The 15,373-nt window shown below is 64.2% G+C and carries 15 protein-coding genes; 5 read left to right on the top strand and 10 right to left on the bottom strand.

From position 1 onward, the window contains the following. Nucleotides 1-102: 102 nt before the first annotated feature. Nucleotides 103-1,686, bottom strand: coding sequence for a LysM peptidoglycan-binding domain-containing protein (locus BLR85_RS20125; RefSeq protein ID WP_093161430.1), 1,584 nt, complete (start codon nucleotides 1,684-1,686; stop codon nucleotides 103-105). A 107-nt stretch (nucleotides 1,687-1,793) separates the two neighbouring features. Here BLR85_RS20125 and BLR85_RS20120 point away from each other — a divergent pair, with 107 nt between their 5' ends. Next, the gene (locus BLR85_RS20120) at nucleotides 1,794-2,360 is read left to right on the top strand and encodes an LOG family protein (protein WP_093161427.1); all 567 of its coding nucleotides are present in this window, start codon (nucleotides 1,794-1,796) and stop codon (nucleotides 2,358-2,360) included. On the opposite strand, the gene rarD is transcribed toward BLR85_RS20120, so the two are convergent. From rarD to BLR85_RS20080, 8 genes are all read right to left on the bottom strand, one after another. Continuing rightward, nucleotides 2,291-3,232 (bottom strand): EamA family transporter RarD, encoded by a 942-nt coding sequence (gene rarD, locus BLR85_RS20115; RefSeq protein ID WP_342028801.1) that lies wholly within the window; start codon nucleotides 3,230-3,232, stop codon nucleotides 2,291-2,293. The two genes, BLR85_RS20120 and rarD, sit on opposite strands and share 70 nt — an antisense overlap. A gap of 337 nt (nucleotides 3,233-3,569) precedes the next feature. Next, nucleotides 3,570-4,169, bottom strand: a complete 600-nt coding sequence (locus BLR85_RS20110; protein WP_093161424.1) for a superoxide dismutase — start codon at nucleotides 4,167-4,169, stop codon at nucleotides 3,570-3,572. 130 nt (nucleotides 4,170-4,299) lie between these two features. Next, a complete protein-coding gene (locus tag BLR85_RS20105) occupies nucleotides 4,300-5,661 on the bottom strand; it encodes a GSCFA domain-containing protein (RefSeq protein ID WP_093161421.1) in 1,362 nt (453 codons plus the stop codon). 49 nt (nucleotides 5,662-5,710) lie between these two features. Beyond that, nucleotides 5,711-6,901, bottom strand: a complete 1,191-nt coding sequence (locus BLR85_RS20100) for a tetratricopeptide repeat protein (RefSeq protein ID WP_093161418.1) — start codon at nucleotides 6,899-6,901, stop codon at nucleotides 5,711-5,713. A 136-nt stretch (nucleotides 6,902-7,037) separates the two neighbouring features. Further along, nucleotides 7,038-7,613 carry a sarcosine oxidase subunit gamma gene (locus BLR85_RS20095; protein WP_093161415.1) on the bottom strand — a complete coding sequence of 192 codons (576 nt, stop codon included), beginning with the start codon at nucleotides 7,611-7,613 and terminating at the stop codon, nucleotides 7,038-7,040. After that, complete coding sequence (locus tag BLR85_RS20090; protein ID WP_093161412.1) at nucleotides 7,606-10,614, bottom strand: sarcosine oxidase subunit alpha family protein; 3,009 nt, start codon at nucleotides 10,612-10,614, stop codon at nucleotides 7,606-7,608. The genes BLR85_RS20095 and BLR85_RS20090 overlap by 8 nt, the downstream gene beginning before the upstream one ends. Further along, nucleotides 10,611-10,934 carry a sarcosine oxidase subunit delta gene (locus tag BLR85_RS20085; protein WP_093161433.1) on the bottom strand — a complete coding sequence of 108 codons (324 nt, stop codon included), beginning with the start codon at nucleotides 10,932-10,934 and terminating at the stop codon, nucleotides 10,611-10,613. The genes BLR85_RS20090 and BLR85_RS20085 overlap by 4 nt, the downstream gene beginning before the upstream one ends. 4 nt (nucleotides 10,935-10,938) lie before the next feature. Continuing rightward, nucleotides 10,939-11,268 carry a TfoX/Sxy family protein gene (locus tag BLR85_RS20080; protein ID WP_093161410.1) on the bottom strand — a complete coding sequence of 110 codons (330 nt, stop codon included), beginning with the start codon at nucleotides 11,266-11,268 and terminating at the stop codon, nucleotides 10,939-10,941. 112 nt (nucleotides 11,269-11,380) lie between these two features. Between BLR85_RS20080 and BLR85_RS20075 the strand changes: the two genes are divergently transcribed. Continuing rightward, on the top strand, nucleotides 11,381-11,608 hold the full coding sequence (locus BLR85_RS20075; RefSeq protein WP_093161407.1) for a hypothetical protein: 228 nt from the start codon (nucleotides 11,381-11,383) through the stop codon (nucleotides 11,606-11,608). Between the two features lie 2 nt (nucleotides 11,609-11,610). Here the strand turns inward: BLR85_RS20075 and BLR85_RS20070 are convergent, their stop codons facing one another. Next, nucleotides 11,611-12,858, bottom strand: coding sequence for a sarcosine oxidase subunit beta family protein (locus BLR85_RS20070; protein WP_093161404.1), 1,248 nt, complete (start codon nucleotides 12,856-12,858; stop codon nucleotides 11,611-11,613). A gap of 224 nt (nucleotides 12,859-13,082) precedes the next feature. Here BLR85_RS20070 and ccmI point away from each other — a divergent pair, with 224 nt between their 5' ends. From ccmI to BLR85_RS20055, 3 genes are read left to right on the top strand one after another with little or no spacing between them, the layout of a single operon-like run. Further along, nucleotides 13,083-14,600: a c-type cytochrome biogenesis protein CcmI gene (ccmI, locus tag BLR85_RS20065; RefSeq protein WP_093161400.1), complete on the top strand. Its 1,518-nt coding sequence runs from the start codon at nucleotides 13,083-13,085 to the stop codon at nucleotides 14,598-14,600. Between the two features lie 4 nt (nucleotides 14,601-14,604). After that, nucleotides 14,605-15,081 (top strand): Holliday junction resolvase RuvX, encoded by a 477-nt coding sequence (gene ruvX / locus BLR85_RS20060; protein ID WP_093161397.1) that lies wholly within the window; start codon nucleotides 14,605-14,607, stop codon nucleotides 15,079-15,081. Next, nucleotides 15,078-15,311, top strand: a complete 234-nt coding sequence (locus BLR85_RS20055; protein WP_093161394.1) for a DUF1289 domain-containing protein — start codon at nucleotides 15,078-15,080, stop codon at nucleotides 15,309-15,311. The genes ruvX and BLR85_RS20055 overlap by 4 nt, the downstream gene beginning before the upstream one ends. Nucleotides 15,312-15,373 lie beyond the last annotated feature (62 nt).

Here is a 15,373-nt window from a genome sequence, read left to right as displayed (position 1 = left end):
CGTCGGACAGGTCTGCAACCTCTTCTCGGACGAAGAATGCTACAACTACTTCAAAGCCGCAGGCTATGAGGCCGATTAAACGCGACACGCTCTAGGTACCCCTCACTCCGCCGGGTCTTCTTCCTTGTCAGGCAGATCGAACACCTGCCCCGGATAGATCAGGTCCGGATCGCGGATCTGGTTCCGGTTGGCCTCGAAGATTTGGACGTAGTCGAAACCGCTGCCATAGCGATCCGTTGCAATGCCCCACAGCGTGTAGCCCGGCTGCACGGTGATGACCGAAGCGGCCAGACCGCCCGGCACAAGATCGGTCGGTGTCATCCGCGCCAGGTCCATCGGATCTTCGCGCTTGAAGGGGGTCTCGAAACGCGCGACGACCCCGCCGGCTGCGTCCACCTGATCGACACGCAGGGTGTAGATGCCCGGTTTCACCGGCGGCAGGCGCATCTTCCAGCTGCCATCCAGCGCAATGGCCGTAGTCTGAACCGGCTTGTTGTTCAGGTAGACCTGCACCCGGTCCGCCCTTGGCATCGACATAGCCGCTCGCCCGGAAAGCGATACGCTGCCATCGTCGGAATAGCTGATGATGTCGATGACAACCCGGTCCAGCAGCCGCTCCATGCTGGCAGTCGCGGGTTGCAGCAATTCCACACCTTCATGGCCTGCCAGAAGGACGGTCGGCACCGCGTCGGACGTGGCTTCACTCACCGATCCGACCGGTTCGGGCTGTTCCGCAACCAGCGTCTCTTCCGCAGGCTCGACAGCCGGCTCGTCGGGTGCCTGCGCCGTGGTCTCGGCCGCTTCTTTGCCCGGCGTCTCCGCTGCAACCGTATCGCCAGCAACCGTATCGCCTTCGGCCGTTTGCGGCTTCGCCACATCTGCAACAGCGGGCAGTTCGGCGGTTTCCTCCTGCGCCTGCTCCGTCCCGCGCGCGGCCGTTTCGGACGGTTCCTTGCCCGCCGAAGCGCCCTCTGCATCGGGCACATCCGCCGCCCCCGGAAGCCGTGCCTGATCGGGGGCAATTGCCTCGGCAGCAGCTACCTCGACCTCCTCGGGAACCGGGGCGGGCGCCACCGGCGGGGTCAGGATGGCGCTTTGTTCGGAGCGATATTCCCGCCCCTTTTCATCAACCGCCACGAGATAGAGAACGCGGGCAGCACCGGTCGGAGGCAGATAGAAAACCATGGCAAAATCGCCCGACGCATTCGCCTTTGCAGACGCAAGCGCGATCTCCCCCTCCCGGACCTGAACCTCGAAATCAGCCGGTGCTGTCCCCGCAATCACGGCCGTCCCCTCGGCATCGAGCCGCATATCGCTGAAACGCGGCAACTCGATTGCGGGGGCATCCGCAGCGGTATCCTCTTTGGCGTCCGGGCTCTCTTCGGTGGCCACCTTTTCCGAATCGGCATCTGCCACGGCGGCCGGAGCATTCTCGGGAACGGCGGTCGCCTCGCCGGAAGATGCGGTCGCGGGTGGAGGAGCTGCGCTGCTGTCGGGCTGCGCGGGCACAGGCCCGGATCCCGACAGCCCTTCAGGCTGCGCTGCATCCATCGGCAACTGCGTTACGGGCGCCGGGTTTTCGGGCGTTTGTCCCAGATAAAGGAAATAGGCCAGGCCCGCAGCAGCAACTGCCGCAGCCATAGCCGCGATGCCGCCTGTACGCCCAAGCGTTTCCTTTACAGACATTTCTTCCTTCCCCAAGGCAGCCCTACCTCCTCCCCTGCGCGGGTTGAGTGCCAATAGCAAGCCCGCTATCACGAAACGAAAGGATGTAACCTCAGGGGCTTGCAGCTATGTCACAAAACTTTTCCATTTGCGTCTATTGCGGCTCCCGCGACGGGACCGATCCGGCCTATGCCGAGGCCGCAGAAGCGCTCGGCACGGCCATTGCCCAGGAGGGCTGGCGGCTGGTCTATGGCGCGGGCGATATCGGCCTGATGGGGCGCGTCGCCCGGTCGGCGCAGATCGGTGGCGCAGAGACATTCGGGGTCATTCCCGTACATCTGTTCAAGCGCGAAGTCGGCAAACGTGATCTTACAAGCTTCATCGTCACCGAGACGATGCATGAACGCAAGAAGGTCATGTTCATGAATGCCGATGCCATTGTCGTGCTGCCGGGCGGTGCGGGCTCGCTCGACGAGTTTTTCGAGGTGCTGACATGGGCCCAGCTCGGCCTGCACGACAAGCCGATCCTGCTCTTCGATACCGCCGGCTACTGGGCGCCACTCACCGCGCTGATGCGGCATGTCGTGGATCAGGGCTTTGCCGAGGCCGGCATTCTCGATTTCGTTCAGACCGTCTCGGATCTGGAGGCATTGATGGCACGCCTGCGCGCAGCGCGATCGGCCCGCAACGCCTGAGCGGAATAGAGGGCTAGCGCCGCCCAGATCAGGGCAAAGGTGAGGCCGTGCCAGCGGGTGAACGGCTCGCCAAAGACCAGCGCCGCGCAGAGGAATTGCAGTGTCGGGTTCAGGTATTGCAGGAGCCCGACCGTCGCCAGATTCACCCGGTGGGTGGCATAGGAGAACAGGATCAACGGCCCCGCCGTCATCGGACCGGAGAGCGCGAGCAGGAGCTGCGTCTCCCAACCCGTCGCCTGCGGCCCGCCACTGCCACTGCTTGCCAGCCAGATCAGCCAGCCGGTGGCCAAGGGCGAGAGCAGCAACACTTCAGCCGTGACCGAAATCATCGCCCCGCTTTGCAGACGTTTCTTGATCAGACCATAGAAGCCGAAGGTCACCGCAAGGATCAGTGCGACAACGGGAACGAGGCCAAGGCCGAAGGTCAACACCAGCACGCCCGCCGTTGCCATTCCGACCGCCAGCCATTGCAGAAGTGCTAGACGCTCGCCGAAGACCACCACCCCCATCAGCACCGCGACCAGTGGGAAGGTGTAATAGCCGAGCGAGGCTTCCATCGCCCGCTCGACCTGAATCGACCAGATATAGAAGCCCCAGTTTATCGAGATCATGATGGCAGCAAGGGCGACAATCGGCCAGCGGCGGCCGAGAAAAGCACGAAGTCGGCCAAGCTGCCCCTGAATGGCAAGAATCGCGCCAAACAGGCCAAGCGGCCAGAGCGTGCGATAGCTCAGCACCTCCAGCGGTGGCACATGGGCCAGCAGCTTGTAGAAGAGCGGCGACAGCCCCCAGATTGTGCAGGCTCCGATCATTGCCAGAATGCCGCGCTGCGTGTCACTTATGGCGCTCTCCCTTTCCGCTCTGTCGATCACGCAAGAACCGCAGGCGCAAGCCAGGTTGGGACAATTTCATGCCATGAGCTCGCAGCGTGTCATCATGCATATCGGACAAAGTTTCAGTTCGAGGGCGCGCACGTGAACGATCCTGCGGATTGTGCCTCCGGCGGAGGTATTTTCAGGAAAGATGAACGAACTCCGCGCCCATTTCCTCTTTCCGGAAGTATCCTGGGGGGAGCGCTCGAAAGAGCGCGAGGGGGCCAAGTCCCCTTTCAACATCAGCTATCCGCTTGACGGTCCAAACCACTGGCATTCAAAAACGAAACACCCCCCGGGAAAACCCGAGGGGTGGAAAACCTAGCTATCTGTGCTGTTACAGGCGCGAGGCCACGTTTTCCCAGTTCACCAGCTTGTCGAGGAAGTTCGACAGGTAGGCGGGGCGCTTGTTGCGGAAGTCGATATAGTAGGAGTGCTCCCACACGTCGCAGCCGAGCAGGGCCGTCTGGCCGAAGCAAAGCGGGTTCACCCCGTTCTCGGTCTTGGTGACTTTCAGGGAACCGTCGGTATCCTTTACCAGCCAGCACCAGCCAGAGCCGAACTGACCGGCGCCCGCGGCGGCGAACTGGGACTTGAACTCGTCCACGGATCCAAAGCTCTCGACGATGGCCTTTTCAAGCGCGCCAGGTAGGGCATTGCCGCCCGGGCCCATCATTTCCCAGAACTGCATGTGGTTCCAATGCTGCGAGGCATTGTTGAAGATGCCGTTCTGCGCGACTGCGCCGGCGTCATACGTGCCCTTCACGATTTCCTCGAGAGGTTTTCCCTCCCACTCGGTGCCCGCGATCAGCTTGTTGCCATTGTCGACATAGGCCTTGTGGTGCAGGTCGTGGTGGTATTCGAGTGTCTCCTTGCTCATGCCAAGATCGGCGAGGGCATCATGCGCATAGGGCAGGTCGGGGAGATCAAAAGACATTGTGCGAGTTCCTTCAGGTGCAACATTTCCTTGCAAGTTTCTGAAGGCCGACCGCTCCGGCGTCAAGCCATCCCGTTGCAGGAACCGAACCGTAACACCTCAAAGCCTTACGAAAATAATCAATTTTCTGTCAAAGCACGCCTTGCCACTCGTCGTCATCCCGAAAGGCTGTTCTGCCCGGAAAACGCTCGGAATGCTCGGCCAGCAGCATTTCGGCGTGGGGGCCGCGCCCGAGCTTGCGGCAACACTGGATCTGAGCCTCCAGAGGATCGGGGTTGTTCGGCAAAAGCTCTCCGGCCCGCGCAAATGCGTCGAAGGCCTCCTCAAAACGCCCGGTCTCCTGCAGCGCCGTTCCGAATTGCAGTTCCAGCCCGCCATTTCCCGCAACCAGCTTGGCATTGCGTTCCAACAAGGCCGCGGCTTCGGCATATTCGCCCAGCCTCATTACCATGCGCACCGAGGCTTCCAGGGACTGCACGCCAACGGCCTCCGGGCTGGCGAGACCGCTCTCGCCTTCCACGTAACGTTGCAGGACGGTCGCCATGATACGCGCCACGAGATCGGCCGAGACGTGTCGGTAATCGCCACGCGACCAGGCCACGCGCGGATCGCTCAAAGTGACGAATTCATAGGAGGGGAAGTAATCCACGCCGTCGCTCTCGGCCACGAAGGCGTCGATGGCGGCGCGCTGCACCGATTTGGAATAGGAGTTGGCGACAAGCACATCCATGTCGCGGAATGTCGACAGGAGCGGCACCGGCGAGACGGTAAGCAGCATCCGAAGCGGCTTGCGACGGTATTTGAGAAGCAACTCCCGCATCTCGCGCAGGCCGGCGAGCACATCCTCGTAGCTCAAAACACGGAACTCGAAACGCTCTGGCTCCCGCTTGGCCAGGGCGGGCGGGGGCGCCACGTTGAGATAGATGTCGAGCTTGCGGTCGAACCAGACCTCGACATAGCCGAGCGTGACCACCAGCACATCCGCCTCGGCGGCCTGTGCCATCACATCAAGAAAACGGTGACGGAATTCGAGGATCTCGGTGATGGGGTAATCGAGCTTCGAAGAACCGAGTTGCAGATCCAGATAGCTCTCGCTGCCTTCCTTTGCGGTGTAGAGCAGGTCCCGGCCTGGAAAGGTGGACCGATCCATCGCCCAGCGGAACTCGTTAATGATCGAGTGGATCGAGTATTTGTTGAAGAAGTTCCCGGCAAAACCCAGCCCTTCGCCGATCGGGCCGAGTTCGAAATCGCGGCTCAGCACGACGAGGCCGTTACCGGCCAGGGCGGATTCGACATTGCGTGCAAAACAGGACCCGATGGTGAAGACGGTATCGCTGCGGCTCATGGAGAAGCCGGGCCGCACGCTCGGGCTCGCCAGAGGGTAGAGCCGTTCGCCGTCCTTTTCCGGCGAGGGGTAGCGCCTCAGATCGTTGCGCGCGGCGGTTTTGTAGGCCTCCAGCGCAGGCCGTGCCTCCAGGTTGCTCCCAGACATTCTGCTCTTCCTCACTGCGCGATGCCCCTGCCCGCAAGTCGCGGGTCCATCAAGCGGCCGAGGCGATGCGCTCCTTTATCTTTTCTACTTGCGCGGCCCGTTCGGGCCAATGTTCCAATGCCATTTCGGCCAGCAGAAGCGCTTCCTCGTTGGCGCCTATATCCATCCGATTGCGGATCAGCTTCCAGCAGAAAAGGAAATTTTCCGTTTTTTCCAGCGCAAGTTGCATCACTTCGGAAGCGGCCTCTTCCTCGCCCATCGCCTCGTATTGCTCGGCCAGCGCGCGCCAGTAGCCCGCGTTGCGCGGCGAGGAGACGATCAGCGACTCGATCTGTTCGAGCGCCTCGAAAGGTTGCCCCATGCCGGCCCGCGCAACCGCCAGCGCAAGCCGCAGGTCGGGCGAGAGCGGCTTGCCCTCGCGTTCCGGAAGGCGCGCGATTTCGGCGGCCCATTGCGGATGTCCGCGTTCCGAACAGGCCAGCGAAAGCCGCGCAAGATAGCCCGGCACGTTGCGCCGGCCACGCCGCAGCGCGCGTGCCAGCCCCTCGCGATTGCCAGCCGTCGCCGCTTCGAGCGCCGCATCGACGATCTCGGGCGAGGAAAGCGCACGCTCGCAGCGATGGCCCATATGGGCAAGCGCGATCACCTCGACGCCTGCCTCGTGGCGCAGCAGCTCGGCATGCAAAAGGTCATGCGCATCGGCCGGGTCGATCACCACATAGGCGCGCTCGGGCAGATGCGCGGGCTCGACGTCCATGTCCGAATGCAATTCCTCGCGGTAGTTCCGCGCGTGCCTGGCACCCACAGTGGTCATGCCCGGTTCCAGCCGCGCCTGCGGAGAGAAGGCCAGCACCGTACCGCAGCCCGCCCGTGCACCGTAGCGCAGCACGCCATAGCCGCCCATCGAAGCACCAAGGGCCACGGCCGACTTGCCATCCTTGACGCGCGCCAGTGTTTCCGACATCGGCCCGGTCTCGCTGACCGGATACCAGTGCCGCCCCTTGGGGATCACCTCGTAAAGGTCGGTCTCTTTTTCCACCCTCAGCCCAAGCGGGCGCGCCACCTGCCCGCGCGGGCCAGTGACTTCGTCTCCAAACACGACAAGAACCGGCGCGCCTTCACCCGAACGGTGCATGAGGCGGATATAGGTTCCGTCAACAAGGCACTCGGCCGGAAGCCTTGGCTGCGCTTCCCGATCAACCCGTCCCGTCCCACCGGTTTCCCGATTGTCCTCGGTCACGTTACGATCTCCCAAATTTGCCGCGGAATGCGGCCCTGGGGGCCACTTTTCCCCGGAAATGCGGTCATTCTGTGACAGCTTAGGGGATTGTTACGGGAGCGCGGCCAATCGGGCCGGACGGTCTCCGGCCCTGAACTCAACTCTCCTGGAAATAGCCAACCTTGTCGCCGCTCGCCGCACCGACCAACGCATCGAAGGCATAGCGGGCAACGGAGCGGAAACAGACCAGCGTGAAGCGCCCCGCTTCATCTGTCCAGAAGGCCGCGGGCACCTGGGCAAGCCGGGTGCGACGGATTTCGCCGGGCCCAAAGGCCACGGGCGAGAGATCCACCGGGCACAGCCGCGCCAGCACCTCGCGTGCGCCCGGCCCGCTGATGGCGAAACTCGCCCGCGCATCCGAGACATCGACCGCGAGATGGTGGACTCCCGCAAGCGCCGCCTCCAGCGCGGCAACGACGTCCACGGTGTCCACATAAGGAACCAGCAGCAGCAGTTCGTCCGGCGACATCCAGGCCACGGCCCGATCCCCGTTGTAGAGGATCTGCCGGGTTTCCGGCAGCGCGCAACCCGTCGCGGCCTTCACCGCACCGGCAAGCGCCGGCTCGGACAGATCCGCCCGCAGGGTTACCATGCCCTGCAGCCCGCGTTCCTCGACCTGGGCCACCGGCCCGACTGAACTGGCCCCTTTCGGGGCGGTTACGGCATCAGACATCCTGCTTCTCCCCGTCCGGGTCATAGAAGACCGGGCTGACGATCTTCGCCTCGATCACGCTTTCATCGGTGGCCACGAACTTGATCACCTCGCCCATCCGATCCGGCCCGTGATGGACCAGCCCCATGGCGATCCCCTTGCCCAGCGTCGGCGACATATAGGTGGAGGTCACCCGGCCAATCGTGTTGCGCTGGCCGTTGCCATTGACGCCCTTGCCCACCGCATAGGCGCCATCGGGCAGCACGGAGCCATCCAGCGTCTCCAGACCGACGAGCTTCCAACGATCCGGGCTGACCATGTGGGAACGCTCCTGCGCCCGCTTGCCGAGGTAATCGTCCTTTTTCTTGGAGATCGCCCAGCCAAGCCCGAGATCCTGCGGGATCACCGTGCCGTCGGTCTCGTCGCCGATCATGATGAAGCCCTTCTCTGCCCGCATGATATGCAGCGCCTCGGTGCCGTAGGGCGTGATGGACCATTCGCGGCCCGCGACAAGCAGCTTCGACCAGAGCGCCATGGCCTCGCCTGCGGGCACGGCAAGCTCGTAGCTGAGTTCGCCCGAGAAGGAGATACGGAAGATACGCACCGTGATCCCGTCCAACTCGCCCTCGACCCAGCCCATGAAGGGCAGCGCCTCCTTGGAGACATCCATGCCGCCGAGCTTCTCCAGAAGCTTGCGCGCATTCGGGCCGACAACGGCGATCTGGCCCCATTGCTCGGTCACGTTGGCGACATAGACCTTCCAGTCCCACCACTCGCATTGCAGCCAGTCTTCCATCCAGCCATGGATTCGGTCCGCACCGCCCGAGGTGGTGTGGCAGAGGAAGGTGTCCTCGTCGAGCCGCGCCACCACGCCGTCATCGCTGAGGAACCCGTTCTCGTTGCACATCAGCCCATAGCGGCACTTGCCCGGCTTCAGCGTCGACATCTTGTTGGTGTAGAGCATGTCGAGGAAGCGCCCGGCATCCGGCCCCTTCACCACGAGCTTGCCCAGCGTCGAAGCGTCCAGCAGCCCCAGCGAATTGCGCGTGGCCAGCACCTCGCGTGCCACTGCGGCCTCGTGGTCCTCGCCCGGTTTCGGATAGCAATAGGGCCGCCGCCAATGGCCGACCGGCTCCCATGCAACGCCGTTGTGCTCGTGCCAGTCATGCATCGGCGTGCGCCGGAGCGGTTGGAAGATCTCGCCGCGCGCCTCTCCCGCGATGGAACCGAAGGAGATCGGCTGGTAAGGCGGGCGGAAGGTCGTGGTGCCAACCTGCGGGATCTCGGCGCCAAGACTGTCGGCAAGAATCGCCAGGCCGTTGATATTGGAAAGCTTTCCCTGATCATTGGCCATGCCGAGCGTGGTGTACCGCTTGGTCAGCTCGACGCTCTCATAGCCCTCCTGCACGGCAAGCTGGATATCGGCCACCTTCACGTCGTTCTGGAAGTCGAGAAACATCTTGGACCTGAGTTCCGGCAGCGCCTGCTCCGGCATCACCCAGACCGGTTTCATCGGCCACTCCTCGGCATCCGCGGCCTTGGCCGCTGCCGCGCGCGCCTTGAAACCCGCCGACCGCGAAGCAGCGGCACCGGCAGCGGCTGCATCCTTTAGCACCGACCCCGTGCCCATCGCGCCGGAAGCGATGCCGGCCGTGCGGACAAACGCCTCACCCTGCGCGCCAGTGGGCGCGCGGGAGGGATCGGGGTAGAAATGCGCGTTCTCCTCGGACCACTTGAGCTTGCCGCCGCAATGGGACCACAGATGCACCACCGGCGACCAACCGCCGGACATGGCCACGGCGTCGCATTCAACCGGTGCCCCCGCGCCGCCGGTCCCGTTGCCACGGCAGAGCATGACGCCCTCCACCCGCTTCTTGCCCTTCACCTTCATGATCGCCGCGCCGCATTCCACCGCCACGCCACGGCGCATGGCCTCGCTCGCGAGCGGGCCGTCACTGCGCTCGCGAGCATCGACGACAACCGGCACTTCCAGCCCGGCATCGATCAGCGCCAGAACGGTCCGATAGGCGTCGTCGTTATTGGTGACGACGACCACCTTCCTGCCCGGCGCGACGCCGTAATTGACCACGTAATCGCGCATGGCCGAAGCCAGCATGACGCCCGGAACGTCATTGCCAGCGAAGCTCAACGGGCGCTCGATCGCGCCGGTGGCGGTGACGATCTGCTTGGCGCGGATGCGCCAGAGCCGGTGACGCACGCGGCCATCGCCGGGCGTGTGATCGGCCACGCGTTCGTAGCCTAGCGCATAGCCGTGGTCGAAGACGCCCGCGCCCATGGTGCGGTTACGCAGCGTGACATTCTCCATCGCCTCCAGCGCAGCCAGCGTCTCGGCGATCCAGTCATCGGCGGGCTTGCCGTCGATTTCCGCGCCATCAACCGGCGCGCGTCCACCCCAATGCGCTGTCTGCTCCATCAGCAGCACGCGCGCGCCGGATTTCCCGGCCGTCAGCGCGGCTTGCAGCCCGGCGATCCCGCCGCCGACCACCAGCACATCCACGAAGGCATAGAAATGCTCGTACTTGTCGGCATCGGGCTCCTGCGGCGGGCGGCCCGAGGCCGCGGCCTCGCGGATGACGGGCTCGTAGACATGCTTCCAGAAGGCGCGCGGCCAGATGAAGGTCTTGTAATAGAATCCCGCCGGCATGAATTTCGACATCCAGCCATTCACCGCCATCACGTCGAAACCGAGCGAGGGCCAGGCGTTCTGCGGCATCGCCGTCAGCCCGTCGAACAACTCGGTGGTGGTGGCCCGCTGGTCCGGTTCGAACCACGCGCCCTGCCCCAGCCCGACCAGCGCGTTGGGCTCCTCCGGCCCGGAGGCAACGATGCCGCGCGGACGGTGATACTTGTAGGAGCGGTTGACCAGCATCTTGCCCGCGCCGAGCAGCGCCGAGGCGAGCGTGTCACCTTCGAACCCCTTGAGCCGGTTGCTGTCGAAGACAAATCCCAGCGGCTTCTCGCGGTTTATCAACCGACCGCCCTGTTCCAGACGCATGCTCATTGACGGCCCTCCCAGTCAGGCAGTTTCGCCTTGATCGCGGCGACGATCTCGGCGGGCGGCTCGGTTGTCTGCGCCTTGTAGGTACCAAAAACCTCAAGCGTGGTGGTCGAGCGGGCGGCGAGGAACCACTTGCCGCAGCCATTGGCATGGCGCCAGCGCTCGAAATGCACGCCCAGCGGGTTCTTGCGCTCGAAGAGATAGGCCTCGAACTCTTCATCCGTGGAGCCGGGGCCGTAACGCTTCAGATGCGCCTCGCCGCCGGGGGCAAGCTCGGTTTCATCGCATTGGATGCCGCAATAGGGGCATTGGAGGATCAGCATGTCATCATCCTTTCGGCGGCAGGCTGGCAGCATTGAAAAGGGACATTTCCACGAGGGAGCGACGGAGATCGTCGTCGAGAAAGGCGCCTTCGTCCAACTCGACCATCCCGCCCATCTTCTGTCCCGTAAACGAAAGCGGTTCGGCGCCAAGCTCCAGCGCCGCGGCCTCGCGGTCCTTGCCGACGCGGAACATGGCGCCATTGCCGATGACACCGCAGGCCATGTTCCCGTTCAGCATGAAGGCGATGCCACCAAACATCCGTTTCTCGGAAAGGCCCGGCTGAAAACCCAGGTCTTCGCGCATGATCTCGGCCCGTTCTTCAGAGAATGCCATCTGATCTCCCCCGCTTGGAGAGGGCGCGAAACCGTCGGGTTCTCGTTTTAGCGTCTCTGGCCGTACGCAAGAGCGGTTGCCCGCAAGAGATTGAAGTCGTTACCCTGCCTGCATGGAAGCAGCGACCTACATTTTCACGGCGTTCATCACACTGGCTGTGATTGGCGGCATAACTGTCATTTTCCTCCGCCGCGAGATCCGCAGGGAGGCGGACGACCGAAAACGGTCGCGCAGCCATCACGACAGCGCACTCGGCAAAGAGCAGGGTTTCACCGATAGGACGCGCGGCTTTTGGGTGGACGGCGCCGGATCGGACGTTGGCGGAAGCCAGGACGACTGACATCAGTGCGCCACCCCGGCGGCGACGCTCTCGTCGATGAAGCGGCCTTCCTTGAACCGGTCCAACCCGAACTCGGCCGCGAGCGGTCCCGGTTCGCCCTTGGCGACCAGTTCTGCCATTGCCCAGCCGGAGCCGGGGATCGACTTAAAGCCGCCGGTGCCCCAGCCGCAATTGATGAAAATGTTGCCAAGCGGGGTCTTGGAAATGATCGGTGAGCGGTCCCCCGTCATGTCGACGATCCCGCCCCACATCCGCATCATCTTCAGCCGCGAGATCATCGGGAAGGTCTCGACCAGCGCCCGGATCGTCTCCTCGATATGGTGGAAGGAGCCGCGCTGCGTGTAGTTGTTGTAGCCGTCCGCGCCACCGCCGATCACCATCTCGCCCTTGTCGGACTGGCTCATGTAGCCATGCACCGTGTTGGCCATGACGACGCAATCCATGCAGGGTTTGATCGGCTCCGAGACCAGCGCCTGTAGCGCCACCGACTCGATGGGCAGCCGGAAGCCGGCCATGCCAGCGAGATGGCCTGAATGGCCGGCCACCACGATGGCGAGCTTTTCACAATCGATATCGCCCTTGGACGTATTCACCCCAGTTACCACGCCGCCCTCGGAGCGCACACCGGTCACTTCGCATTTCTGGATGATATCCATGCCCATGCCCGAACAGGCCCGCGCATACCCCCAGGCGATGGCATCGTGCCGCGCCGACCCCGCGCGCGGCTGCCAGAGTGCGCCCAGCACCGGGTAGCGCGGGCCGCCGACATTGATGATCGGCACGATCTCCTTCACCCGCTCGGGCGAGATGAACTCGGTCTGCACGCCCTGCAGCACATTGGCATGCGCCGTGCGCTGGTAGCCGCGAATCTCGTGCTGGGTCTGGGCCAGCATCATCACGCCGCGAGGGCTGAACATGGCGTTGTAGTTCAGGTCCTGGCTGAAGGTCTCGTAGAGGCTGCGCGATTTCTCGTAGATCGCGGCCGACGGGTCCTGCAGGTAGTTCGAGCGGATGATCGTCGTGTTGCGCCCGGTATTGCCGCCACCCAGCCAGCCCTTCTCCAGCACCGCGATATCGCGGATGCCGTAATTCTTTCCCAGGTAGTAAGCCGTCGCCAGCCCGTGCCCGCCCGCGCCGATCACGATCACATTGTAGCGCTTCTTGGGTTCCGGCGAGCGCCAGGCGCGCTCCCAGCCGGTGTGATGGCGAAGGGCCTCTCGGGCAATGGCAAAGGCGGAATAGCGGCGCATGGCGGTCCTCATCCTGGGGCGGTCCGGGTGCTCGCGGCGAACACCGGAACACGGTAATCCTTTTGGGATCGTTTCAGAAAGATCAACAGCCTGCCTGCGGCATCTTGATGCCGGGAAACGACCTTGTGATCGGATGCCACAGGTCGGCGGGCCGCGGGGGCTTTGCCCTGAGGCCAAACCCATATAGACCATGTCGGAACGAGAAAAACTCGCCGGGAGGGCGCATGACATTCTGGATTATTGCGAGCGCATTGACGCTGGTTTCGGCGCTGCTGATCGGTTGGGCGCTTCTGCGGCCACGCGCGCAGGAAACAGGCGACGCCGACAAGCTCGATATCCGGATCTACAAGGACCAGCTCCGCGCGGTGGAAAAGGACCTCGCCCGGGGTGTTGTGACCGAGGAGGAAGCCGGTCGCCTGCGCATCGAGATCAAGCGGCGCATCCTTGATGCGGACCGCTCCACACAGTCCGAAACGCGGGCCGCGCCGCGCAGCCTGAGCTTCGCCGCCGCGGCGATTGCCGGGCTCGGCGTGATCGGCGGAAGCTTCCTGCTCTATGACCGGCTCGGCGCGCCGGGCTACGAAGACCAACCGCTCTCCAAGCGTATGGCAGACGCCGAGAAAATGCGCGCGGCTCGCCCCAGCCAGACGGAATACGAGGCCAAGATCCCCGCCGGGCAGATCGCCGAGGTGGACCCGCAATATTCGGAACTTGTCGAACAATTGCGCAAGGCGGTCGAGGAGCGGCCCGATGAGTTGCAGGGCTGGGTCCTGCTGGCCCGCAACGAGGCACGCCTCGGCAACCTTCCCGCGGCGCATGCGGCGCAAAAACAGGTGATCGAACTGAAGGGCAAGGGCGCGACCACGCAGGATTATACCGCCTATGCCTCGATGCTGATCCAGGCGGCGGGCGGCAACGTCTCCCGCGAGGCCGACGGGGCGCTCAACGGCGTGCTGTCGCTCGACCCGAACAACCCGATTGCGCGTTACTACATGGGTCTGATGCACCTGCAGACCGGTCGACCGGACCAGACCTTTGCCTTCTGGGAGCCGCTGCTGCGGCAGGGGCCGGCGGATGCGCCCTGGATCCCGATCATTCGCGCCCGCCTTGAAGGCGTGGCCGCGCTTGCGGGCATTCAATACACGCTGCCGCAAGTGGCGCCGATGGCCGGGATTTCCGGCGGTCCGACCGCCGAGGACATGGCCGCCGCCGCCGAAATGTCCCCCGAAGAGCGCCAGGAGATGATCCAGTCCATGGTCGAGCAGCTTGGCGCACGCATGGCCGAGGAAGGCGGGCCGCCCTCCGACTGGGCCAAGCTGATCCGCGCCCATGGCGTGCTCGGCAACCGCGATCAGGCCGCCGCAATCTGGGCCGAGGCGCAACAGACCTTTTCCGCCCCCGAGGACCTCGCCCCGATCCGTGAAGCCGCCGCCGCAGCAGGTGTCGCCGAGAGCGCCCCCGAGGAACGCGGCCCCTCCGCCGAGGACGTGGCCGCCGCCGCCGAAATGTCCTCGTCGGACCGCGCCGCGATGATCCGCAGCATGGTCGAACAGCTTGGCGACCGTCTGGCGACCGAAGGTGGCCCGCCGCAGGACTGGGCACGCATGATCTCCTCGCTTGGCGTGCTGGGCGAGCGCGACTGGGCCGCCGCGATCTGGGGCGAGGCGCAAGAGCGCTTCAAGGACCCTGAGCATCTGGCCATCGTGCGCGAAGCCGCTATCGCCATCGGTCTGGAAGAATAGCGCCATGATCTGCGAAGAGATCGAAGACTTCGCCGCCACGCTCACGCGGGGCCGCCCTATCGCGGGGCTGGACCTCGGAACGGCGACCATCGGCGTCGCCATCTCTGACAGGTTGCTCAGCACGGCCACCCCGGTCGAGACGATCCGGCGCAAGAAATTCGGCGTCGATGCCGAAAAGCTGCTGAAGCTCCTGGACACCCGCGAGGCCTGCGGAATCGTGCTCGGCCTGCCGCGCAACATGGACGGAAGCGAGGGACCGCGCTGCCAATCCACCCGCGCTTTCGCCCGCAACCTGGAGCGGTTAACGGATCTGCCTATCACTTATTGGGACGAGCGCCTCTCCACCGTGGCCGCCGAACGCGCACTTCTGGAGGCGGATACGTCCCGGAAACGTCGCGCGGAAGTGATCGACCATGTCGCCGCAGGGTTTATCCTGCAAGGCGTGCTGGACAGGCTCGGGCACCTGGGGAGTGACGCATGAAGGACGACGATATCTGGGCACGCGACGAGATCGAGTCGCCCTGCAACAAGATCTGCGTGATCCACCCCGAGGTCCGGATCTGCGCCGGCTGCTTTCGCAGCATGGACGAGATTTCCGGCTGGAGCCGCCTGTCCCCGGAGGCCCGTCGCGCACTGATGGAAGAACTGCCTTCCCGCGCCGGCCTGCTGAAAAAGCGGCGTGGCGGCAGGGCTGCGCGCCAGAAATCCTGACCTCTCCCCACGCCGTCCCAATGGTCTTCCTGCCGAACCGACGATCCCGACCGCCGCACGCG

The sequence above is a fragment of the Aliiruegeria lutimaris genome (assembly GCF_900099935.1).
Taxonomy (GTDB): domain Bacteria; phylum Pseudomonadota; class Alphaproteobacteria; order Rhodobacterales; family Rhodobacteraceae; genus Tropicimonas; species Tropicimonas lutimaris.
This window is presented reverse-complemented; position numbering and strand designations above follow the sequence as displayed.